This window comes from Shewanella sp. 6_MG-2023, assembly GCF_030547195.1.
Lineage (GTDB): Bacteria > Pseudomonadota > Gammaproteobacteria > Enterobacterales > Shewanellaceae > Shewanella.
The window spans coordinates 1-24,160 of record NZ_JAUOQU010000027.1; the positions used below are offsets into that span (position 1 = coordinate 1).

The 24,160-nt window shown below is 39.6% G+C and carries 21 protein-coding genes and 1 pseudogene; 11 read left to right on the plus strand and 11 right to left on the minus strand.

What is annotated here, in order from left to right:
- Positions 1-150: 150 nt before the first annotated feature.
- Positions 151-2,478 (minus strand): accessory Sec system translocase SecA2, encoded by a 2,328-nt coding sequence (gene secA2 / locus Q4533_RS15055; protein WP_102531041.1) that lies wholly within the window; start codon positions 2,476-2,478, stop codon positions 151-153.
- Positions 2,479-3,344: 866 nt separating this feature from the next.
- On the opposite strand from secA2, the gene Q4533_RS15060 reads away from it, so the two are divergent.
- Positions 3,345-3,674 carry a hypothetical protein gene (locus Q4533_RS15060; protein WP_102438692.1) on the plus strand — a complete coding sequence of 110 codons (330 nt, stop codon included), beginning with the start codon at positions 3,345-3,347 and terminating at the stop codon, positions 3,672-3,674.
- Positions 3,675-4,162: 488 nt separating this feature from the next.
- Here Q4533_RS15060 and Q4533_RS15065 read toward each other — a convergent pair whose 3' ends face one another.
- Both Q4533_RS15065 and Q4533_RS15070 read right to left on the minus strand, forming a co-directional pair.
- A complete protein-coding gene (locus Q4533_RS15065; RefSeq protein ID WP_303503112.1) occupies positions 4,163-4,537 on the minus strand; it encodes a hypothetical protein in 375 nt (124 codons plus the stop codon).
- A 473-nt stretch (positions 4,538-5,010) separates the two neighbouring features.
- Complete coding sequence (locus tag Q4533_RS15070) at positions 5,011-5,502, minus strand: Sbal_3080 family lipoprotein (protein ID WP_303503114.1); 492 nt, start codon at positions 5,500-5,502, stop codon at positions 5,011-5,013.
- 689 nt (positions 5,503-6,191) lie between these two features.
- Here Q4533_RS15070 and Q4533_RS15075 point away from each other — a divergent pair.
- Positions 6,192-6,536 (plus strand): TM2 domain-containing protein, encoded by a 345-nt coding sequence (locus Q4533_RS15075; protein WP_102440481.1) that lies wholly within the window; start codon positions 6,192-6,194, stop codon positions 6,534-6,536.
- 368 nt (positions 6,537-6,904) lie between these two features.
- On the plus strand, positions 6,905-7,345 hold the full coding sequence (locus tag Q4533_RS15080) for a PACE efflux transporter (RefSeq protein WP_303503116.1): 441 nt from the start codon (positions 6,905-6,907) through the stop codon (positions 7,343-7,345).
- Between the two features lie 311 nt (positions 7,346-7,656).
- Here the strand turns inward: Q4533_RS15080 and Q4533_RS15085 are convergent, their stop codons facing one another.
- The 3 genes from Q4533_RS15085 to Q4533_RS15095 all read right to left on the minus strand — a co-directional run bounded on the left by Q4533_RS15085 (position 7,657) and on the right by Q4533_RS15095 (position 11,166).
- Positions 7,657-8,769, minus strand: coding sequence for a hypothetical protein (locus Q4533_RS15085; protein WP_102440479.1), 1,113 nt, complete (start codon positions 8,767-8,769; stop codon positions 7,657-7,659).
- Positions 8,770-9,185: 416 nt separating this feature from the next.
- Positions 9,186-10,142, minus strand: coding sequence for a GGDEF domain-containing protein (locus Q4533_RS15090; RefSeq protein WP_303503119.1), 957 nt, complete (start codon positions 10,140-10,142; stop codon positions 9,186-9,188).
- Positions 10,143-10,410: 268 nt separating this feature from the next.
- Positions 10,411-11,166 (minus strand): outer membrane protein OmpK, encoded by a 756-nt coding sequence (locus Q4533_RS15095; protein ID WP_303503121.1) that lies wholly within the window; start codon positions 11,164-11,166, stop codon positions 10,411-10,413.
- Between the two features lie 452 nt (positions 11,167-11,618).
- Here Q4533_RS15095 and Q4533_RS15100 point away from each other — a divergent pair, with 452 nt between their 5' ends.
- Positions 11,619-12,704: a GGDEF domain-containing protein gene (locus Q4533_RS15100; protein WP_157936463.1), complete on the plus strand. Its 1,086-nt coding sequence runs from the start codon at positions 11,619-11,621 to the stop codon at positions 12,702-12,704.
- A 250-nt stretch (positions 12,705-12,954) separates the two neighbouring features.
- Complete coding sequence (locus Q4533_RS15105; RefSeq protein ID WP_144210697.1) at positions 12,955-13,542, plus strand: NapC/NirT family cytochrome c; 588 nt, start codon at positions 12,955-12,957, stop codon at positions 13,540-13,542.
- Positions 13,543-13,567: 25 nt separating this feature from the next.
- On the opposite strand, the gene Q4533_RS15110 is transcribed toward Q4533_RS15105, so the two are convergent.
- From Q4533_RS15110 to Q4533_RS15120, 3 genes are all read right to left on the minus strand, one after another.
- Positions 13,568-13,939, minus strand: coding sequence for a HopJ type III effector protein (locus tag Q4533_RS15110; protein ID WP_102476290.1), 372 nt, complete (start codon positions 13,937-13,939; stop codon positions 13,568-13,570).
- Between the two features lie 92 nt (positions 13,940-14,031).
- Positions 14,032-14,688, minus strand: coding sequence for a cupin domain-containing protein (locus tag Q4533_RS15115; protein ID WP_303503125.1), 657 nt, complete (start codon positions 14,686-14,688; stop codon positions 14,032-14,034).
- Positions 14,689-14,950: 262 nt separating this feature from the next.
- On the minus strand, positions 14,951-15,940 hold the full coding sequence (locus Q4533_RS15120) for a cytochrome-c peroxidase (RefSeq protein ID WP_102476288.1): 990 nt from the start codon (positions 15,938-15,940) through the stop codon (positions 14,951-14,953).
- Between the two features lie 559 nt (positions 15,941-16,499).
- Here Q4533_RS15120 and rpiA point away from each other — a divergent pair.
- The 5 genes and pseudogenes from rpiA to Q4533_RS19695 all read left to right on the plus strand — a co-directional run.
- Positions 16,500-17,162: a ribose-5-phosphate isomerase RpiA gene (gene rpiA / locus Q4533_RS15125; protein ID WP_102440469.1), complete on the plus strand. Its 663-nt coding sequence runs from the start codon at positions 16,500-16,502 to the stop codon at positions 17,160-17,162.
- A 382-nt stretch (positions 17,163-17,544) separates the two neighbouring features.
- On the plus strand, positions 17,545-18,090 hold the full coding sequence (locus tag Q4533_RS15130; protein ID WP_102440488.1) for an RNA polymerase sigma factor: 546 nt from the start codon (positions 17,545-17,547) through the stop codon (positions 18,088-18,090).
- Positions 18,087-18,704 (plus strand): anti-sigma factor, encoded by a 618-nt coding sequence (locus Q4533_RS15135; protein ID WP_102440468.1) that lies wholly within the window; start codon positions 18,087-18,089, stop codon positions 18,702-18,704. Before Q4533_RS15130 ends, Q4533_RS15135 begins: the two co-directional genes overlap by 4 nt.
- Positions 18,701-19,672: a DUF4097 family beta strand repeat-containing protein gene (locus Q4533_RS15140; protein WP_241903591.1), complete on the plus strand. Its 972-nt coding sequence runs from the start codon at positions 18,701-18,703 to the stop codon at positions 19,670-19,672. Before Q4533_RS15135 ends, Q4533_RS15140 begins: the two co-directional genes overlap by 4 nt.
- A gap of 30 nt (positions 19,673-19,702) precedes the next feature.
- Positions 19,703-19,774, plus strand: a pseudogene (locus Q4533_RS19695) (GlyGly-CTERM sorting domain-containing protein); the annotation flags it as partial.
- 160 nt (positions 19,775-19,934) lie between these two features.
- Here Q4533_RS19695 and Q4533_RS15145 read toward each other — a convergent pair.
- Positions 19,935-20,618, minus strand: a complete 684-nt coding sequence (locus Q4533_RS15145) for a Crp/Fnr family transcriptional regulator (RefSeq protein ID WP_102440467.1) — start codon at positions 20,616-20,618, stop codon at positions 19,935-19,937.
- Between the two features lie 30 nt (positions 20,619-20,648).
- Positions 20,649-21,083, minus strand: coding sequence for a DUF3069 domain-containing protein (locus Q4533_RS15150; RefSeq protein WP_102440466.1), 435 nt, complete (start codon positions 21,081-21,083; stop codon positions 20,649-20,651).
- 1,180 nt (positions 21,084-22,263) lie between these two features.
- Between Q4533_RS15150 and Q4533_RS15155 the strand changes: the two genes are divergently transcribed.
- Complete coding sequence (locus Q4533_RS15155; protein WP_303503127.1) at positions 22,264-24,159, plus strand: tetratricopeptide repeat-containing diguanylate cyclase; 1,896 nt, start codon at positions 22,264-22,266, stop codon at positions 24,157-24,159.
- The last annotated feature ends 1 nt before the right edge of the window (position 24,160 follow it).

Below are 24,160 nucleotides of genomic sequence, written 5' to 3' on the forward strand. Positions count from 1 at the left end.
ATGAGTATCTGCCTATCCTTGACTCTCTATAGAGTACGTGTTGATAAGCAGTTACACAAAATTAGTTACAGTCTCTACTCCGACGTAAAATATTCATTTTCCCCAACATGTTCCTACAATCGAAGTTAGTTTCTCTACCTCCAATAAATTTTATTCTAACTTCAACTTCTTCCATATACTGGCTATAAACTGTCTGTCTACAGCGTCAAATGGATTATCAGCGACCACATATGATGAGGTCGATTTTGTCATTGCAAATAATTCACTGTTGGGATTAATCCCGTTTTCGTCTATGGCAAGGTTATTGAACAAATCAACCACCACCGTTTTTAATTCTGCCAATAATTGTTCAAAAACTTGCTGCACCTGCTGGATAAACACATGGTAAGGCTCGTTACCACTTAACATAAAACTGGTGCCCGCAGTCCCCACTAAATTAATGCCTTCTTTGATATAGTCAATCTCAGACAAATGCTGGACCCATAGTTTGTCGATGGCGTGCATAACTACAATATTCAGGGCTTCATTGAGCTTTTCATCACTCACGACTGTACTGAGATTTTGCCAACGCGATGTGACTTTGCTTTTAAACTCTTCAGCCCCTTCCCCCTGTAAAATGTCATTCCGTAGTTGGTGGATCATTTGCCTTTGCTGTTCAACCAAATCACTGTATTTGTATAACGCTTTGCGTCTATCAAGATTCGCGCCTTCTAGCACTCGCTGGCCGTGCGCAATTTTTTTGCTGATACGGGCATTGGATAGCAACTCCCCAGTGTCACTTTTGCCAGACAACAAGCCATCCTGCCCCAAGTGATTAAACAATTTGTCTTCAAGGCTGACAAAATATTGCGAAGACCCAGGCTCGCCTTGCCTTGCCGCCCGTCCACGTAATTGATCATCTATCCGTCTCGACTCAAATCGGCTAGTGCCGATAATATGCAGGCCACCTGCCTTTTTTACTTGTATATTGCTTGCAGTGTCTTTTGCCCCCAGTAAAATATCTGTACCGCGTCCGGCCAAGTTGGTACAGATGGTGACGGCCCCCCAAGCACCTGCCTGAGCAATTATTTGGGCTTCCTGCTCATCATTTTTAGCATTGAGCAGACAACACTCAATCCCTTTTTCAACTAACAAAGCATATAAGTTTTCAGACTCGCGGACATTGGGCGTGCCCACCAAAACAGGTTGCCCTGTACGTTGAATCAAGGATATTTCATTGCAAATGGCAATGGTTTTTTCGGCTTTTGTACTGAACACCCGATCTGGCTTGTCTATTCTAATGCAGGGTTTACGCGGTGGAATAACACAGGTTTTTAATTGGTATAACAGCTCAAACTCTTGCGCTGCCAACACCGCGGTGCCGGTCATGCCGCTCACTTTCTTAAACAAACACATCAAATGTTGCAAGGTGATTGAACCTAGGGTTTGACCTTCCTTTTTGACTGGCAGACCTTCTTTGGATTCCAATGCCGATTGCATACCATCTGGCCAGCGGTGCTTTTCGGCAATTCTACCTGTGAATTCATCAACCAGTTTGATGCTGTTGTCTTTAACTATGTAATCTATGTCTTTGACCAGCAAAACCTCGACGTGCAGTGCTAGATTGACGCTGGTCAGCAAGGGCAAATTATCGATATCAAATAGGTTTTCACAGCCAAATTGTTGCTCTATTTTACGACTGCCGCTGTCCGTCAAGTGAACAGAGGTGCTAAATTCATCGACCGCATAATCGTTTGTTTTGTCTAATTGTTTAATTACCGTCGCAATGTGCGTCAGTTGATCATTGTTTTGGTGGATATCACCTGAAATAACCAGAGGAATACGGGCTTCGTCAATTAGAATCGAATCGGCTTCATCAACAATGGCAACATCTAATCCCGACAATACTTTTTGCTGTTTATAATGCACCAATTGATCACGTAAATAATCAAAGCCAACTTCTCGGGCTGTGGCATAAACAATGTCGCAGGCATGAGCTTTTTTGCGTTGTTTACACGACATGTCAGCTTGGATCATTCCCACGCTCAAACCAAAAAATTGATAGAGGGGCTGTAAAAAGTGACTGTCTCGTTTAGCCAGATAGTCATTAAAGGTGAGTACGTGAACTTTGCGGCCAGCTAATGCGTTAACAATAACGGGGGCAGCTGCGGCCAATGTTTTACCTTCCCCGGTTTTCATATCGACAATATAACCGTCATGTAATGCTAACCCGGCCAACATTTGGCTATCGAAGGGCCTCATGCCTAATAGTCTGTTTGATATTTCTGACACAGAAGCAAAAATTTTAACTTGAGTGGATATATTCATTGGCGGGGAAATAGAAGCACACAGTGATTGTAGCTGTGCTTTGAGTTCATCATCACAAAGCGATTTCAATGTCTCGCTAAAGGAGTTTATTTGTGTCAACGTTTTCTTAAACGGTTTAAGGTCGGATTCAATCGATGACCTTTGCAGTTTTTCCATAACCCTTTTAAACATACTTCCACCTGTTTGTTTATGCTTAAAATATATATTGGTTGTGGAAAGGCTTAATTCAAGTCAAAAGCCTTTAAATCCTTGTTTCTCAATCTAACCAATGCTAACTACCGCACCTAAAATAACTCCTAAAGCAATGATTTTATTTCCAATTAATAAAGAAAACTTTAAAGGAAATAGGTTAAAAGTAAGTGGGTAGAGTCAGTGTGTAGAGTCAGTGGCAAGAGTAACTTAATCTAAAACTCATCAGTTTAAATTAGGTCTAACCCCATGAGGTGAATGCTGTATCAATGAGGACTGCAAGACGTTTGATGCAAGAAGCGAAAAGGGAAATGCTTTTGGTTTCCTTTCGTTTAGTATGGGCAAAGCGCTACGGCTTTCTCCGCCATTAATACCGTAAAAATTTGAGAATAAATGGATCAGAGCCTGACCATAACGACTCAGGCTAAATTTCTAATGTTCAGGGTTAGGATTAGGGCTGGGCTTAGAATTAGCAGCAAAACTAAACATGCCACCCATTATTAAAAAGTATTGGAGACTGCTACGTGTTTGGATTTAGTTTACTCTGATCCAACATATTTCAGATGTCACTTCCTACCCTAATAATATCACCACTGATTAAGCTATTTTTTTGTATTTGCGGTTTGCCAATTAAGAGTTAGCTAAACTCACTATTTAGGTGGTTAAAATGACTAACTGTTTATTTATCACACAGGTGCAAATTGAATATGTTTTGATTTGTTTTTGATTTCCTTTTGATTAAAACTACTTAAAATCACTTTAAATCAGTTGCTTAAGTGATTACCTCAAAACTTGGCACGCAGCTTGTAATAACCTAGGTGTACCCCATAATTGAAAAGGAAGACACCATGTTTAACTCAACCTCAAATACAAATTTAGTAGCTCGTTCAGCATCTACAAAAACTAACCGTACATTTAAAAAATTAGCGTTAATTGCCGTTATTGCAACAGCAAGTATTGGCGCTCAAGCGAATGAATTGAGTAGTGCTGATGTCGTGAGTGCATTAGAAACACGTTTTACTGAAGCAACCACAGAAATGCTACAAACTGCGAAACAAGAAATTACTTTGAATCTGCATAGTAAAATCGCAGAGCAACTATTTGAGCTAAGTACCTCTCTTGAGTTGACTGAATCAGTAACAGAGCCAGATACAGCATTAGTAAGTAATGAGGACTAATAAATGGATTTAATGATGTTACTTAATTTAGCAGACCCATTAATCTCAATGCTTCTGCTTCCCGTTATCAGCTTTATTGTGTGTTCGTTGTTGATATGCGGGTTGCAGTGGTACCAATTTAGAAGCATCAATGCTATTTCCAAAGAGTTTGTTTCACTGGAGATGGCGGGAGAAACAGCATGAACTTAACTGATGTAGAAAAGTGTTTAAAAGCAGATGACAGCCTAAATCTAATAATAATTTCGTAAATATGTAACAACCATTTTGTCTAAAAATCACTTAATAGCAGGTTCATACGCCTTGTTGACGTGCTTGTAATTGTTAATTCAGCCTGTATCAAACTTGAGCTTTCACGGTTTATAAAATCATTAGCACTGTGCTCAATTAAAAGGTCTAAATCGAACCTCATAAATTCAAGGTGAAACTGAAAGCCATAACAAGTGAGCTCAGCGTAAACTTAATCCACAACACTCCGACAGAAAAACCAGCTAGGCTTGTGTTGCCATCAGCGTTAAACAATAGTCAGGTGAGTCTGCAAGATTAGATTGGGTGGTTTCATTTGGGGCGAGTGCGAAGGTTTGGCAATAATTGACGATACTGCTTGAGTTATTCACATCCACTAGGCACTCAATCTGAAATAAGCCTGAGTTAAGTAGTTGCGAAGTACAACTGATTGACGTCGTACCAGAGCTATATTCAACCGCCTCGCCAATAAATAACGACTGCGATTGTTCAAGCAGGCAATGTCCGTTTTGCTCAAGGCGTAATTGCAGCACTACTCCAATCCGTTGGTCTAATTCAAACTGATGTTGTTGCTGTCGCTGTAAAGCCGACATATAAAAACCACCTAGTGGGCTACCCATTCTGTGTCCCTGTTAATTTAACTTACTCATATATCTCCAACCAACCTGCCCTATGACTAGTGCAATATCAATCCATTATAAAATAAAAAGTTAACTTAACCCTAAAACCCAATTTCACCAGACGCTGAATTAACCCATTGAAAATCGTTCGCGTTTCGAAAACTAAGGCTTAGAACTAATGCTTACCAAGAGTTAGCGGCGGCCGCACTAACTCACTTTGCTCACTCTCAACAAAATATCGCGCGAAGCGTTATGACTTTATTTTTAGCGACGAAAACAGTTTACCCAGATCCAACTTATATGAATATCTTGAAGTGCATGGATACAGGAGAAAGATCATGGTGGTTATACGGTATTTTCATATTCGTATTGCAGCAACTTGGAATGGTAAATATTTGAGGCTGACGCAGTGTTTGATACTTGGTCTTGTGAAAGACCAAGTATGCCCCAAATTATTTTGAGGTAGCTTACTCTTAAATTGCCATCTGTGAATAATCGAACGGGCTTGATCCCTTCCATTGAATACGAGCTTGCTTTTGTTGCATAAGTTGCTCAACTAATTCACGAATTTTAGGTTCTGCATCAATAAATTTATTCATATTAGCGCCGCCCATACGTGCATCATAAATAGCTTCACCGTCTAACCTGCCTTGATGAAACACTTTTATCTCCGCATAAACCATGTATAAAGCTAAATCCCAAGCCCAATTTGCCGTATAGGTGGCAGTCCACTCACAACCATCTTCTGCATTTAACTCTTGAACTAAACTGTATTTAATCTTTTTCTGCTGCAGTACTTTTTCAAACTCAACTAAAAATCCTGGACGTACATCTTTATTTTCAACGATACAAACTTCAGTTTCATTAGTCACTTCAATAGGATCAATTTTTTGCTTGATTGAACATGCTGACAAGCTTAAAACAGACAATGCCATCAACAGGCTAGTTTTTAAGTTATTATTCATTTTCTTCCTTGATTTGATTTTATTTTTTGGTAACCCATTTCAAAACTAATTTAAAGGTAAATGGGATTTTCTTTCAAGCGTACAACATATTAATGAACAGGCTGAAAACTAAGACTGACATTAGGGTGGCTTTAAAACCGTTTACTCTCGGATTTTTCATCCTTGCAAAGCAGGATTAAGATAACGATTAAGCCTTAATTTGTCTATTAAATATTTATATTTACAGTTAGTTAAGCAACTTATTAAATAAAAACCTATAAATTAAATGAAGTCAGACGCTGGATGATTCCCAGTAGGAAGTTGCCGAAGTGTATGCAGATAAATGGCGTAAGCCTATCAGAATCAGGATAGCGTTCGCGGGGCATAGGAGCCCCACCGCAAGCGTTAGCTATTGCCACAAACTTTCTATTAATATTTAAATGCCAACCAAAGCCAGCTACCCTGCTTGAATGCTAGAAGAGTGATTAGATTGTTCGCTATTTTCAAAATACACTGAGGATGACTGATGTGAAGTGTTCAAGTTAATCACCTATCAAAAAAGCATTTGTAAACCCGCTAGCCTTTGCCTAGAGACCTTAAAAGCTTATTAGATTCTGGCTTTATTTTCGTTTTGTGAACTATGCACCTTTGTTCAGCGCACACTTGTACCCATAATGCCTTATCAGCGATATTGACCATTGGAGTTTGCGATGCAACAGATTAATTGCCCACAGTGCAGCCAAAAAATCGACCTTAACCAAGTGACTTGCCCACAATGTCATGCCGCGCTAGGTTTAGATGCCCTCGGTGGCGTCGACCCAGATGTTCGCATCAAAAATCAGAAGCTTGCAATATGGTTTAGTGTGCTGTTTGGAGGCTTAGGTTTGCATAAATTCTATTTAGGTCAGTATCTCAAGGGTAGCTTGTACTTAGTGTTTAGCTGGACACTGGTGCCTATGGTAGCTGGCTGGGTTGATGCGATTCGCACCTTGAAAATGAGTCCATTTAGTTTTCAGCAGCGTTACTCACGTAAAGCGAGTCAGTACTCCGCTTAACTAAAACTAGCTTATCCTCCTAAATGAGTAGGGAGTTGCATATTGCTCCCTATTTATAAAACTCGATTTATAAAATCCTATTGAATAGCTTCCTATTAATAATGCCACAGTCTCGTGAGCTTTAATGATTTAAGACGTCAACGATGACATCGCTAAGCCACATTAACGCCGGGGATTTCTCATAGGTTTAGTGTGAAACTTCTTTTGCAAAAGGCTGAAAATCCCCCTTACTGGGCTGCTACAACAATATTCCAAGCTGTTTTACATTTTATCTATCACTTTTTAAGGTAGTCACTCACTTTATTCTTTTGTCATTAATGATAACTTTAGCAACCAAGAACCACTACCCAACAGAAATGAGAATGACCATGAACACCAAAGAGCGCATTTTTCACAGCGTATTATTTGAAGCGATTGCTTTAGCATTTGTTATCGGCGCCGCAACTTTATTTACTGATGCGGGCCCAAAGTCTGCTACAGGCTTAGCGGTAGGCTTATCGCTAATTGCAATGAGTTGGAATTATGCATACAACTTAGGCTTTGACCATATATTTGGTCATAACCGTATTAAACGCACCCTTAAAATGCGCTTAGGTCATGGTCTAGGTTTTGAGTTTGGTCTTATTTTTGCCACACAGCCCTTTATGATGTGGGTGTTGCAGTTAGATTTCTGGACGGTGTTTATGATGAACATTGGGGTGGTGGCATTCTTCTTGATATACGCGATTATATACAATTGGTGCTATGACCAACTTCGAGCGCGTATTGTCTCCGCTCGCGCTGCAGCCAATAATGCTGCCGTCAGTTAAGCTAGCCCAGCTTTAGGTATATGAAACGATACTTAGGTTAATCCCAAGTTCGTCAAATAAAGCAATAATACTAGAGTGACAGTCTATATCGGCGTTAGGTGCTAGGAGTTAAGAATTAAGAATTAAGAGATAGAATCTAGAGTCAAGAGCGACAGAGTTCGCTCTTAACCTCATGCTGAAAGATGCACTGAATAGGCTTAACAGTCCGTTTTGATTAATGTTCCCGCTGTGTTAATAGCGCCTGTTACGCCATCTAAAATGACGATATAGGCATCTAACTCGACACATGCGATGAAGAATAAACTTTATTGTTATTGAACCTCAGTCAGTGGCATTTCTAGCGCCCCACCATTGCCTGCTTTAACCACCTTATAAACACCAAGGGTACATATTGGCAGCACATAAACACATGCAAATCCGTAAGACATCAAGCTGTAACCTTTACCTATGAGATCGACAATGCCTATGGTGCCAAGCAATGCAGCCAATGACACTGTACCGAAGGCGATGAGCGCTCTTAACCAAGGCTTTGCATTAGCCTCATCACTGGTGGCAGGGATACGTTCAATAACACTTTGCACTAAGCCGACACCGGTTTCGATAAGCGTGCCAAACAAAGCGATGATAAATAGCATTAACAGCCAATCGGGGGCAAATTGCTGGATCATCCAATAATTGGGCAGCGGTTTATCTAATACATCAGGATAGCCAACGCTGTAACTTAAGTGGAACAGCAACGCCGGGATCATAATAGCAACTGCGGCAATCGCAGCTGACACGAAAGCCTGCTGCCGAGTTACAATATCGCGGGTAGAAAATAATAACCCTGGGGCAATCGCCAAGTTATACATCGCATACAATGCGCCGCCAAACCACCAGCTTGGCTCAATATCCGTTAGCGCAGTAGCGGCTAATAAATCCGTATCAGATTGGCCAACCACAATGACGAAATAAGTAATAAATACCCCGTACATCAGCACTGACCACAAGGCTAACGCCTTCTCAACCACCAGTCGCCCAAAAAGCACAAACAAAGCCACCAATATTGGCATTAAAATTAGCCCTATTGTGGCAGGCACATCAAAGCGCTCTTGCAAAGTGTTACCCGCAGCGGCGCTCACCACCCCCAGCACTAACAAAAACAGTAAGATGTATAAGATTTCAAATACAACCCAAAAAGGCCCAATTAATTTCTTAAAGAAATGGCGATAATCATAAACCTTAAACACCCGTGCAAATTCAAAGGTTATTCCTAATACTATTGCAAAAATTACCGTTGCCGTGCATATGGCTAATACGCCTCCCATTTGGCCGTATTGGGTAAAAAACTCGATAACCTCTCTGCCCGTCCCATAACCACCACCAATAAGCACTGACAGAAATACCGCTGCGGGGATAAAATAAATCTGTATTACCTTAATCATGTTTGAGTCCATTATTATTTTATGAGTCAGTTGCAGCTGACTTTCTCCGCCTTAAGTTCAACTTTGTTATCGAGTTCTCGTTAGCACAAGAACTGCTAAGCTAAATTTTTATTATTTTTTAATCACATATTTTAAGGTAAACGTCATTTAACCTTTATGCAACAACTAGCGTTATTGATAAAAAGCTTAATCTGCGAGACAGTCTGTAACCCTCCCTTGAACTCAATAATTTTGAAGCTAGTCTGCTAAAACGATGGCATGTGGAGTATGGCGTAAGGTGTGTGGGTTAAGGTTTATGGAGTAAAGATTGAGGAATAAGTTTGTTCAGCCCGAAATACGAAAGCGATTGTATGAAAAGAATACCTCAGAAAACGCTATCGTCCTGCTTGTTATAAGTTTGCGGTCATAGCGCTAAATTAACCGCAAACTTGATTACGGCCGTTATTTTTAGCTTGATACAAAAGTTCATCAGCTTCATTAATGAGTGCGCGTAAGCTTTGCTTCGTATAACAACTCACCCCACAGCTAATGCTAAGATGAACAAGTTGCGAGTCGAGTTTAATTGGCGTTGAAGCAACTGCCTCACGAATATCGTTAGCAATGACGAGCATGTCATGTTTAAAATCGTGCTCATCATTAGAGCGGCTAGCAACAGTATCGCTAAGAGGCGCTTTGATTAACATAAGAAACTCTTCACCGCCCCATCGAATTACTGTGGTTTCAGGCGAATTTGATTGCTTAATAATGGCAGCGATATGTTGCAAGGCCAGATCTCCAACGCCATGACCGAATTGATCATTTACACGTTTAAAGTGGTCAACATCCAGCATGATCACCCCAAATTCAATTTCGCCATTTACCGCTAATACCATGTTTTCTACCGCGATAGCCGCGCCTTCACGGCGATTATAAAAGCCTGTTAAGTCATCAAAAGTGGCATGTTGAGTCAATTTGGCTTCTAAGGCTTTTTGTTCGGTTATATCGAATATTACTCCGATTAAACCAGCCACATTACCTTCCGCATCAAAAAAGCTGGTTTTGTGAAATTTTACAAACACAATATCTCCGCTATTGGTGCGAATTTCTTTTTCATAAATTTGCACCCCAGGATTATCAAACAAGGCTTGATCCGCTTGTTGGTAACTATCCGCCAAGGCTTTATCAAACAATTGATATACGCTAAACCCCACCAGTTGTTGTCTCGATATTTTTATGAAGTCTTCAAAAGCCCGATTACAGCCCAAATAAACCCCATTCACATCTTTGTAAAAAATCGGCACCGGAAGCGTATCAATCGTAAACTGCAAAAGAGGGTTATCCGCGCTAAAAAACACCAATAAATCGTGTGGAGCTAAGGGGTTTGTTAAGGCCATATCTACTCACTAGTAAAAAATCATGCTCTTTGAGTATAGACATGTTAGCTAACACTTTCCTCAAGCCTGCAATTAATGGCAATTTAGCAGTCCGTTAAAAACTAAAATGTTTAGGGCTTATTTATGGGCAACTATTAGAGGGGATGTCAGGGGACAAAATGAATGATTAGAGTGTCACTGGATAATTAAAATATAATCATTAACAACAAAACTCAGGGGGATCTGACTGTGACTCCCCTGATCGCTTAGCAATGTTCAACTCGCATATTTAAAAGTGGTACTTTACCAATAAGCTAGTCACATTTTGATTGGTATTAAAGCCCGAGCTGCTCTTAATACCGTACTTGTTTTTCCAATAGTCATATTCAATACCCACATAAAGTGCACTATCTCGCATACCGACTTGCTTACCTAAATCATATTTAAGTTGTGGATTGAAATGAAAGTTCTTTTCATAACTGCCATCAGAATCAACTACCCAATCAATAAAACCATCAAATACGATATTTGAATCGCCTACAGGCCAGGTGACTTTCCAGGCAGGGGTGATTTGCCAAGTATCACCATCGCGGCCATCGGGGAAGCGGCGATACATATTAAACTGAAAAAAATCAAAACCAGGAATGGCTAAATCAATACCTGCACCAATTAAAAATGATTCAACATCGCCTTCGCCAAACTCAACGGTGGTTGCTAGCAGTACATCTTTAACAACCCCCATTTCAACCGGTTCACCAAGCATTTTACTGAAGCTAAAGCGCGGGCTAAATTCACCATAATAGGCGCTTTTACCGTTTAAAAAGTCTTCTTCACCATTGTATTTAGTGAAATCGACAAACATAAATAAATCGCCAACACTCCAACCGCTAACATGTTCAAAAGTCAGTGTTTGTTGAATTTCAGGATTAACCTTAAAGTCGTCACCATATAGGTAAGTTAAACTATTGTCTTGCCACTGAACCACGTCATTGGCAGCAGCAAATGGTGCGTAACTCGCTAACAAGGCTATAAGCAGGCGTTTCATATTACATCCTTTTAAATAAGTTTAATTGATATAAGCCATTAAGGGATTGGCCTTGAATGATTTCAGCATTAGTGCAATAGGTTTCTCATAAGGTAACAGCGTATTATGATCCTTGCTGTGATAACAATTTTATCGCTTTCGAGTCGATATCAGAGTGTCTATCACAAGCGACATCAATAGTAATGCAATAACAACGGTGGAGATTATGCCAGTAACGTTTTAGATACTTAAGCGTTACATTGCCAAATTGCTTGATAAGTGAATTCTGAATCAAGGACTTGTTAAAACAACAAGCTCCAGTACAAAAAGCGCCGCTACACTAGTTGTGCTATGTCGATGATATTATTGAGACTATAAAGACTTGTTTCGCCATTAACGATTTGTGCTAACATCAAATGACCATACTATTTATATTGATATTAAACGAATTAATGACACAAAGGCCAATATGCTTGGGTAACAAACATACCAACACCATAGGCAACACGTCTTTAAGCCTTTTTCAATTTAGGCTATTGGTCATTATTGGCACGGCTTTACTTGGCAGCTTTATGATTGCAGATTTAGCCCTAGTACCTGATGCCGTAAGCGATATATACATCACTTCTCGTTTATACCTGCAGTTGCCTGTCTGTATTACTTTTTTGTTAGCCTCTTTTCACCCGCAATTTTCGAAGTTCTACCAAATGGCGCTTGCCGTCACCATGCTGTTGCTCACCTTTATCAACTATTGGTTAATACTAATGTGTTGGCAAATGGAAGCCTTTGCCTTTCCTTATGAAGGCACTGTTATGTATAGCTTATTTACCCTATTCGTATTTCGTATGTCATTTAAATATTCTGTACCTTATTCATTAATAGTGCTGATTGGTTTTGCCAGCATCGTACTCACAGAGCCTATTTATGGTAATAAAACGGCCGTCAGTTTAGGTTTTGTTGTCGTAGGCTTGATTGTTGGCCTGCTAGGAGTATTACAAATAGAACGGGCATTAAAACAGCTGTCAAAAGCTAATAAAAAATTGAATCGATTAAGTCAGATAGACCATTTAACCGGTATTTATAATCGCCGGACTTTTGAAGCACGCTTTTCAGAGCAACTCAGTTTGCAAAACAGATCAGGAAATTGTATTTGTGTATTTATTATCGACCTTGATTATTTTAAAGGTTACAACGATGGCTATGGCCACGTAAAAGGAGACAATATTATTAAGTTACAAGCCAGTAACTTAAAAAAAGTCTTCCGTAGATCATCTGATATTGTCGCCCGATATGGCGGTGAGGAGTTTGTGGTGGTTTCAACGCAAGTGACGCAAGAGCAATGCCTTGAACTTGCCAATAACATCATTAACCAATGGCGAGATTTAAAAGAACCCCACGGCAAAGTAGCAGGGCAGCATTATGTCACTTGCTCAGTTGGATTCTATTTAGAGCAAATTAATCAGCTATCAGACAAAATCTCTATGGTCAAAAAAGCAGATAAAGCGCTTTATCAAGCCAAAGAACAAGGCCGTAATTGCTTTGTCCAATACACGCAATAAACACTACCATTAGGTGGTAGGGTATTAATACTAAAGATCTATTTTTACAATGATTCATAACTACGGCAAGCTTAAAACACATAAACTAAGCTCTATAAAGCACCCAATTTTTGTGTCATTCACTTCTGCAAAAAAACCAAATTATAAGTACCACTTAGGTATTATTCAGCTATATTTATAGCTCTAGTTCATTTACCTCAAATGATTCTGCACCACTCATTCTGCCCCGACATTCCAATAAGGTGATTCAATGGAAAAGCTAAAAGCATTATTAAGTACCGTGTGGCGAGTAATTAAAAAGCCTAGTGTTCATTACAGTTTAGGCTTCTTAGTTATCGGCGGCTTTATAGCGGGTGTCATATTTTGGGGGGCATTTAATACTGCATTAGAAATGTCGAGCACTGAAGAATTCTGTAGTAGCTGTCATCAAAATGTTTACGAAGAAATGAAACCTACCATTCATTTCACCAATCGCAGTGGTGTAAGAGCGACTTGTCATGATTGTCATGTGCCCCATAAATGGACCGATAAAATTGCCCGAAAAATGCAAGCGTCTAAAGAAATATGGGCAGACTTAGTCGGCACCATTGATACCCCTGAAAAATTTGAAGCAAAACGTCGTGAGCTTGCTGGACATGAATGGCGTCGATTAAAAGCCAATAACTCACTCGAATGTCGAAATTGTCATGAATACGATTATATGGACTTCACTCGCCAATCTGATAGGGCTGCTAATATGCACTCAAAGTATTTAGAGAGCGGCGAACAAACCTGTATTGATTGCCACAAAGGTATTGCCCATCAACTACCAGATATGGAAGGCGTAGAAGGCTGGTAAAGCTAAAATAAAGAACATTATTAAATCAAGCTTTCAGCACTAATGCGACTTGGCTAAACTCAATCCCTTGCCAACCATTAAGCATAAATTGACGAATGTTTTGATGATCTTTTCCCTCAGGCATGGCTAATACATCCCGATAATATTGACCAAATAATTGCAGCGTTTGAGGCTGGGTTAAATGGTGAATTTGCGCAAACGAAAACACCTTACAAGAACCTGAGTTTTCGCCAGCGTCATTAGCTTGTTTACCATTAGTAAAAGCGCTTGGAGTGAAATCATAGTGAGCATCGATGATTGCCATCGTGTCTTCAAAGCGAACGGGTTCAGCAGTTGTTTGAGACAGTGTTTCGATAAAGCTGACAACATCAGCTTGGGTATTTGTCAGTTCAGTCATGTTAAATCCTGTATTGCTGTCATAAACAGTGTGAAAAATCCTATAAACATCATATAAAAAGATTAACCCATCGTCCTTATAAAATGTGTAACTTACTCATCCAGCAGCAAATGACCCACTTTCACCCAAATAAGCGTATCTTGTTCAACATAAGGATTATGCTGACTTAAATGTGGACTGCGGATCCAAGTGCCTGCAGGATAACGACCTAATTCATCAATAAACTCACCGCTAATAACGTAAATTTCTTCACCACCAAAATGACGATGAGGCTGAAATTGGCAACCTGCAGGCCAAAAAACTAAGGCTGTCGATTCGGTAAGATGTTGATGCAGCGGCATCACCTTTAAATCACCTTGCCCAGCAGACCATGGTGTATTGTTAGTATCGATACGAACTTGAGCGCCATCGCTAGCTTGAAATTGATGTAGCTTTACTAGTAATTCACAGCCTTGAACGCTAAAGGGCGCATGACTAAAGCCTTCAGGGTTACGAATATAACTGCCAGCGGGATAATCGCCGCTTTCATCTGAAAACACCCCTGATAACACTAATATCTCTTCACCTAATGGATGCGGGTGCGATGAAAAACTTGCTCCAGCGTCATACTTCACCACACTGGTCGCATGACCACGTTCAGCTTCTTCTCTGGCCAATCGTTTACGCCACACTCCTTGAGCTGGGCTTTTGTCCCATTGAAGTTTATTGGTATCAATTACAACCCGCTGAGAAAAATCCATGTTAAGCATTATGAGTTCCTGCTATTTTTTATATCAGTGTAATAGGACTTAAACTAAATGAATAGCGCACACTTAAATAGCGGGGAAATAAAAAACCTGCACTATTACTAGCGCAGGTTTTGAGGGAGTTGCAGATAATGTTCAGCTAGGCGTAAAGTTAAGCTGAAGTGTTATCGCGACTTCAATACTGTTTAAACGCCGCTATTATTAAAAGGCATTATTATTTAAACGGCACTATTATTTAAACGGCATTATTATTTAAACGGCATTATTATTTAAACGGCACTGGGCGCGGTGTATTCGCATTTGAAGGCGGTAAAATCGGTAACATTATTTGTGGCTGTTCACCGGTTAAACTGTTCAAAAACTCAACCATTTGCGCTGTTTCTTTAGCTGACATTTTCTGGCCTAGTTGAATGTCGGCCATGGTATTAACCGCTTCATCTAGGTTCCATACGCTACCGTCATGGAAGTATGGGTAGGTAAGCTCGATGTTACGTAGGGTTGGTACTTTAAAGACGAACTTATCAGCTTCTTTACCGGTTACCCCTTTACGCCCTTCTGCTGGATTGTCTGTGTGGAATGGTTTAATTAAGCCCATTTTCATGTACATAGTGCCGCCAACCGCTGGGCCGTTATGACACGCGACACACCCTTTGTCTTTAAATAACTGATAACCCGTTTGTGCATCTGCAGAGATGGCTTTTTTATCGCCTTCTAAATATTTATCAAATGGGCTATTTGGCGTCACTAAGGTTTTTTCGAATGTCGCTATGGCATCTGTAATACGGTCGATGTTGACTTCATTTGAACCATAAATGTCATTAAAACGCGCAACATATGCAGGCATTGAAGCGATAGTATCTACTGCTAAATCATGGGTATAACCCATTTCTTTTGGATTATCGATAGGACCTGCAGCTTGCTCTTTTAAGGTTGCAGCGCGGCCATCCCAAAATTGCGCCAGCATATAATCAGCGTTTAAGACTGTAGGCGAGTTTATTGGACCTTGTTGCCACTCATGACCAATTGAGGTCGGCAGTGCATCCACACCACCAAGGGACAAGTTATGACATGAGTTACATGAGATAAAACCAGACATTGATAGACGTGGCTCAAAGAAAAGCATTTTACCTAGCTCAACTTTTTCAGGCTCGGTGATCACCGCAGGCTTAATGACTTCAATGGGCTCACTGGCCTGAGAAGTTGAAATAGAAAAAATCGAAGCTAGCATTACAGCAACGGTGGTCAGCTTAGTCATAATAAATAACCTTGTTCATAGTATGGTTTAATGGCAAGCATCTTAATTGTTCTATATCTTAGGTTAAAACGGTAAAATCCGATTAAGTCCATCGCAATCGCAAATTCTATTTATGCGGCTTAAGTCACTGTTTATTTTTAAAAATAAGATAGGTTAACGAACCATTCGATTAAATTAAACCTGCACACCACCAATAGCGATTAAGATTGCTGTAGATCACATCCTTTTGTATCAAACACTGCGCCAATATTGATACAAATGACTTTTTACAGGTGTAATATCGCGATAAAAAATGCAGCTTATTCTTGCCTATTAAGCTCCATCACTCCTTAAAGCTGATTTTCTCGCCCATATGGCTTAGCTATATTATTTACCGAAGTTAAGTATATAGGGATTTACTGACGCATATGGCAATACACTTATAACTCTTGAGTGTAACGATTCGTGTAACTGCCAGTTAATAAATCAGCCAACAACGTACCTGCTATGGCTTAGCATTTGTTATACTTAACCAAATTTATTACTTACCATTGGTAGATTGCCACCTCAGGATGTTGATATGACCCAAGACGAAATGAAAAAAGCCGCTGGATGGGCTGCACTTAAATATGTTGAAGAAGGTTCAATTGTTGGTGTTGGAACAGGTTCAACGGTTAATCACTTTATTGATGCGTTAGCGACAATGAAAGATGACATTGAAGGCGCCGTATCAAGCTCTGAAGCCTCAACCCAAAAACTAAAAAGTTTAGGCATTGAAGTATTTGATCTCAATAGTGTCTCAGATCTATCTGTGTACGTTGATGGCGCTGATGAAATCAATGACCATATGGACATGATTAAAGGCGGCGGCGCGGCATTAACCCGTGAAAAAATTGTCGCGGCTGTGGCTAAAAAGTTTGTTTGTATTGTTGATAATACCAAGCAAGTTGAGATTTTAGGTGAGTTTCCACTGCCTATTGAAGTGATCCCAATGGCGCGCTCTTACGTTGCTCGTGAATTAGTAAAATTAGGTGGCGATCCGGTTTACCGTGAAGGTGTCGTCACTGACAATGGTAATGTAATTTTGGATATGTACAACTACCGCATTCTTGATCCTAAAACCTTAGAAAAGCAATTAAATGATATTGTTGGTGTGGTCACTAATGGTTTATTTGCTAACCGCGGTGCTGATGTATTGCTGGTTGGCAGCCCAGATGGCGTTAACACGATTGTCGCCAAATAGTCCTAAAGGCTAGTTGCTTAAGTCCGGTAATTAAAGTTAATCGCACTGATAAAATGCTCAATTCACCATTGGGCATTTTTGTTTTTATAACCATAAAGCCCTTAAAGTTGTGCCAAGCCCCTATCCTACTTGCTTCCACTTAAAATTTTCACTTTAACCTTTCACACCTAAGCTTACTCAAGCAGATGCTTTTCAGCATTTTGACTCCCCATAGTAATCAAAAAAATATTTTATTTAATCAAGTAAACCTTTTAGCAACTTGCTAATGTCTAATCTAGTAACTCACATCACATTGGAATAATTGGTGAACTTAACCTCAAGCAATATCACAGACATTGATAATCAACTCAGCAGTAATACTCGCGCTGCTGAAGCTGGTGAAATCAATAATGCCTGCTTAGATGACGCTTTAGTGGCGAAAGCTAAGGGCGGCGATAAAGCAGCGTTTAAGCTACTTTATCAGCGCCATCAAGGCCGTGTGTATGCAATTTGTTTGCGTTTAAGTGGTAGCGCTGATCATGCCGATGAAATTTGCCAAGACTGCTTTGTCAGATTATGGCAAAAGCTAAATCAGTTTAATGGCGATAGTCAGTTTACGACTTGGTTATATAAGCTGTGTGTCCACCAAGCTATTAACAGCATGAAAGCAAAGCAAAGCTTTTGGCATCGATTTTTACCAGAATCGAGCTTGAGTGAGCATCATCAAAGTCTCAGCGAAAATCATCAAACGCAAAACGGCCATCAAGAGTATCACCGCCTTGATAAATTAATTATGCAACTGCCACAACGCACCCGCGTGGTGTTTGTACTGTGCGCAATTGAAGGTTATCAACATGATGAAGTTGCGCAGATTTTGGATATTGCCGTTGGCACCAGTAAAGCCCAATACCACAGAGCAAAGCAGATGCTACAGGAGATGTTGGCATGAAAAATAGCAATCAGCAGCAACAATTAACAAGGCTTATTGATAGCTTGCCAAAAGAGATCTCACCAAACAAAGATCTATGGCAAGACATTGAGGCGAAAATAAGCGCCCCAACAAATTCTTCAGTGCCAGCAAAGCAAACTGATGCTGCAACTCAGTACCGCAGCGCTAACTCGCAATACTGGCGACATCTTGCCGTTGCCGCCAGTATTAGTTTTGTATTGGTATTAGGCTGGCTATTAACAAGCCCTACAGCACAAAAGCCAAGCCTTGAGCCTATCACCGTCACAAATGCCCTTAGCAATCAGTCTACTGAAGATTTAATTGCCTTGGTTGATCAAATAGCCCTGACCCATCAACAGCAAATTAATGGCTTTGATGACAACAAATATACTGTTGGCATGCAGCTTGATGACCTTACTAATCCATTCAATAAGGGTTATAGCGAATTGCAGCTTGCATCAAAAGAGATCCAAAAAGCCCTTAAAAGCGATCCCAATAACAAGCAAGTGTGGGATTTATGGTTATGGGTAATGAAGCGCGAAATACAGCTGTTACAACAGCAACAACGCACCCCAATTAACACGACTCCATCGACTCAAGGAAATTCCATATGAACAATCAAACTAGTCAGTTTATCAGCCGACTTATCATTGGCGGCAGCCTGCTATTCACAACAACACTCATGACATCAACAATGGCCTTTGCAGCACAATCCGTTGAACAAGAAATGACGGTTAATGCGAAACCACAAATTGAGCTAAAAGTGCAGCGCGGCAAAGTAGAGATCATCGGCTGGGACAAAGACCTCATCACAGTATCCGGTCAGTTAGATGAATTGTCTGAAGGGTTTATCTTTGAGCAAAAAGGCAATCAAATCACTATTGAAGATAAGCTACCCAACAGCTATCGGGGTCATGATGAAGATGGCTCAAATTTAGTCATCAAATTACCCATAAAGCTAATGCTTGAAGCTGAAGGGGTTTCAGCAGATTACAAGATTGAAAATCTGTCAGGCGAAATAGACTTGGCATTAGTCAGTGGTAACTTAAAAGCTAACCACATGGATGGCGACATAAAACTACAAACAGTGTCAGGCAATATTGAGTCAGACAAGCTCAATGGCAAGCTTGAATTAGAAACCGTTTCTGGCGATATCAAGGATAAAAGCTCTGCAGGCAAAGCTCAGTATCGCCTCGTCAGTGGCGAGTTAGAGTCTAAAGATAACCAAGTCACTAAGCTTAGTATCGATCAAGTATCAGGTGATATTGAAGGCAACTTTAGCGCGGTAGAAAAAATCAAAATTGTCAGTGTCAGTGGCGATATCGACATCAGTTTAAGCGCCAAAGTCACTAAGGCATCATTTGATACGGTTAGCGGTGATGTTGAAGTCAAATTCACTCAAATGCCTAACCTGACATTTGAGATTGATGGTGGCCCAGGAGGCGATATTAATAACGAATTAACCGATGATAAACCGCTAAAAACTAAGTATTCAGCAAGAGAAAGCATCCAATTTACAACCGGCGATGCCACAGGTAAATTTAGCGTTAATACCATAAGCGGCAATATCGAATTGAAGTAGCGTTTTTATCTTCATGCTGCAGTTACAGGCGCTAGCATGGGGATCTTAAGTCTGATATTACTCGGCACATTAGGCGCTAAACGTCGCCGTAAACTACACTAGGATAGCATTCCAAACTAGTGCTTGGGCCTTCTACAAAGAAGGCCCTTTTTTTTCATTTAACGCCAGCTCACAACCTAACCCGAATAGCAGCTATAAACCCGTCGAGATTGTGACAATTCACTCGTATAACATAGTCATTCGTTTTACATAATCACTCGTATTACATTGTCACTCGTAGCGCTAATAATTCTGACAACCTTGTATAATCTAAAATAATCATCTTGCCTCTGACTAAATCAATATAGCCATCTTCAGCCAACTTATTGAGTACTTCATTGACTCGAGGGCGACTTACATTGGCAATTTCACTCAGTTGCTGCTGGGTGATTTTTAGTTCAATAACGGGCAAATCAATCATGCGTTTAGCACGTACTAATTCTAATAAAAAATGAATGATACGTTCTTCAATACCATAAAATGACAAGTGCATACCTTGAACCAGTTTAGGGGTATTACGGCGCATAATGCTATAAATAAACTTATAAATCTCAGGGTTAATGTTAGCTAACTCAGTGAGTTCACATTTAGGGAAAAACAAGCTGTTGATCGGTTCCAGTTCATTGGTATAAAGACTAATTTTAGGGAAAATCTCAACCGCTACAGCCCCAACCCACATTTCTTTACCAAATATAAAACTCGCTAAAGGGCGGTTATCAGCACTGGTGGTGGCAAATGTACCCAGACCATCGATACAGTAAAAATACCCCCGTTCACTGTCATCAGCCAGTAGGTTACTGTATTTCTCAATGCCTTGATCATCGACAGCAATATCCATGATCTCAGCTTTGGTTCTTTCGCTCAATTCACAGGGCCAGTTTATTTGTTTACGTAACGCGAGTGTCATTTATTCTCCAGTCAAACATTTCAGCAAGCGTTAAGCAGACATAACTTGTTTAAAGCTATTAAGCATTGAGCGATCTGTACGTGCTTTTTTTAATTTTCTAATACTTTCTTTTAATGATTGCTCTGCCAAGCGGCCAAATACACCATCATATTCTTTTTCATCAATTTCTTTTTCTGACTCAGCCTCATCTGCAATTTCTTGGGCAACACGGCTTAACTGCATCCACGCATTGGCAATATAAAAACCATGAAACTCTGCCTTGGGCAGTAATTTTTGTGCACTCGCAGGCATTGCTTGCCAGCTTTTAGCAAATAACTCAGCCTTGTCTTCAATTAGCTCATTAAACAAACCTTCATAAGCCTCAAGTAAAGTCTCTGGTAATTTATCCATCGGCAGCACTTTATTAGCGACATTAAAAGAAATCTGCTTTGCTGTTGCTTTATACTCTTCGCTTAGTTGACTCATTAGTTTGTTCTCTATTTCAATGATTAAGTTAGCGCCATGAATTCATGTGATTAACGCAGTTTGAGTAACTAAGTCGCATTAACAGCACTTAAAATGGCACAGGCATAAGGTTTCTATCGCAGAAAATACTGCCATTAAACCTTTAAGCTTTATGTTATTTAGCAACAGACTAGTATAAACGATATTATCAACGCCTTTATAGGTTATAGACATATATATTGGTTGTTTTTGTGAAGCTGCAAATACCTACCCAGTCAATAATGTGATCTTATCCAGTTACATTAAAAGTGGCCCGTTAAACACATAAAATGAATGCAAACAACTTGACTCATGAATGATGATGCTTTTAACATTTATCGACTCTTTTTAAGGTGTTTTCACTATGGTAAACACAGTTAACGAACTATATTAGCAACAGCTATTTTTAAAAGATGAAATAAACAATTAATCAGATTACCTCACAGTGCATTTAAACAAAAAAACGCGAGTAAATATTAACAAAAGCACAGGCTGAAGTGTTCTTTGCGTGACACATACTTATTTATTTACCCTTTTAAACAGAAGCTTAGCCATAACAGCGCTACTTATTCAGCTTTGATTGAACAAACCAAAATTTCTGTCATAATGTTGTGAAGCCAGTAAGTTAAATTAGCAATCTTTGATATAGATCTTATCTCTTTTTTTATTAACTTTTATGCCTGCTTAACGATTTATGCAGCTTTACGTAATTCGACATACCTAGATAGCTGCACCAGCAATAGTTACCAAGCTGATAACAATAAGTTAGTAAAGTTAAGTAAATTTGTTGATACTCACCTGCAGAAAAAAGATATTATTGATCCTAGTGGCTAATTGAACTTTTTATATTGTTATCAAATACTAAATAATAAAATACAAAAATATTAATTCAGGGAAAAGTTGCATGGCCGATATTAAGCAAAGCGGCCAATTTTTAACCTGTAGCCTAACAATAAAAAGCACTGAGCACTGTTTTGCTCAAGTTGATTAGCACTTTTGTAAAAGTTGTGCTTAAAAGGATTGTTGCGAGTTAACAAGCCAGTTTACAGCCTTAGTTAACAAACAAAAACAGCATGAAGGAACTGCGTAAAGCAAGTATAAAAAATTGCATAATAATTATAATTCAACAATTAGCGTTTTTAACGGCCTTTACTGTCACCAGGTGAGTCGTTACATCAATCAGCTGCTGTTATTGTTGGTATTAGTCGGTTTACTGAATAGTGCTTCAGTGACTGCTTTTACTTTTGATAACAAGGCAGCTGATGACTTGTTCCATCAATTAAAAACAGAACAGATCACAGATTTACTTGTCATAGAGCAAACATTACTCAAACTCGAGAACATTATTGCCAGTAACGATATTGAGCGCCAGCAGCTGTTACTTACTGAGCAATGTAAAACCTTTAGCTCCAGTGACAGTGAGCAAAACAACAACTTTATTACCACGACAAACAACATTGAGCAGCAATCTTTTTTTAGTCCACAAATTCCAATTTTGCTGAATTTATGTCGTTCAAAAGCATTCAGATACCTTGACCAACATAGCAGCGCGATTAAACTAAATCAGGCTGCACTTGAACAAGCCTTAGCACTAAATGACAAGCATATCATCGCCAAAGCCCATAATAACATTGCCAAACAAGCACTTTATCAAGGTCAGTTTTCCAAAGCGATTGATAGCTTCACTCAGTCTTTTGAGCTCAATCAACAAATAGGCTTACAGCATGCAGCTAGCTTAGACTTACTGAATTTAGCAGGTATTTACCGGCGCTCAGGCGATAACGAAAAAGCACTTTATTACTACAACAGAATAAAGGGTTACCTTAATAAAACCAGAGACTTAATGTTACTTGCCAACGTTGAAAACTCCCTAGCTTATATAAAACTAGATAGTGGTGATTATCAGCAAGCACTGGGATACTTTGAAAAAGTCTATCAGGTCATCGAGGGGATCAATGATCCGCTTTACACCGCTAGAGTTGCGATTGATATGTCAGCGCCGCTGATTAAACTTGGCCGATTAGCAGAAGCAGAAAAGTGGCTAAATCAAGCTCGACCTTACATGACCCCCGAGATGTACTCTCACTATGGATATATGCATAGCTATTATTTAGAACTGCGCATGTTACAAGGCAACTATGCTAGCGCCTTTGAGCATTTCAATGCAGCAACAGCTAACTTTCAAAAGTATAATATGCAAAAAGGTTTAGCTATTAGTTATCAGTTAGCCAGTCAGTTATTTGCTATCCAAGCTGATTATAAGTCAGCTAACTACTGGCACCATCAGTTCTTAAGCATTCACAAACAACTCGATCAATTAAGGCTGGACACCTATAATTCCGACATGAGACTCAAGTTTGACTCAGATAACCTAGAAGATAAACAAGCACAGTTAATTGAGTTCCAAGCGCTTAAAGACATTCAGCTTAATGCCGTAAAAACTCAGCAAAAATTACAATATACCGCCCTCGCAATGACACTTATCTTCTTGTTAATATTAATTATTTTAATTATTAAGCTGCAAAAAAAGTCACAACAATATCGACAAATAGCATTAAAAGATCCACTCACCAACATCCCTAATCGCTTACATGCCTACGAGGTCATGCAAAAGCTGCTAAAGCAAAAAGTGCAATTTTCTATCTTACTTATCGACGTAGATCACTTTAAGAGTGTCAATGACCGATTCGGCCATGACATCGGTGATATAGCACTACAACTCATTGCTCAAACTTGTCAGCAAAATTGCCGCGAGGAAGATACTGTGGCGCGTATTGGTGGTGAAGAGTTTCTGATCATTATGCCAAAGACAAATATTGAGCAATCTATGGCTTTCTCTGAGCGGATTAATCACAAAATGAAACTTGTGAGTTCCCCGCAATTAAACGATAGCTTGATATTTTCAGTCAGTATCGGCATTGCTAGCGCGACTGATGAAAGCAGTATTTCTACTATTTTGAAAAAAGCTGATATTGCCCTATATGAAGCCAAAAATAACGGCAGAGACTGCTATAGGCATTATCAATACCTCCCAGACATCATTAAGGAGGGCCATTGAT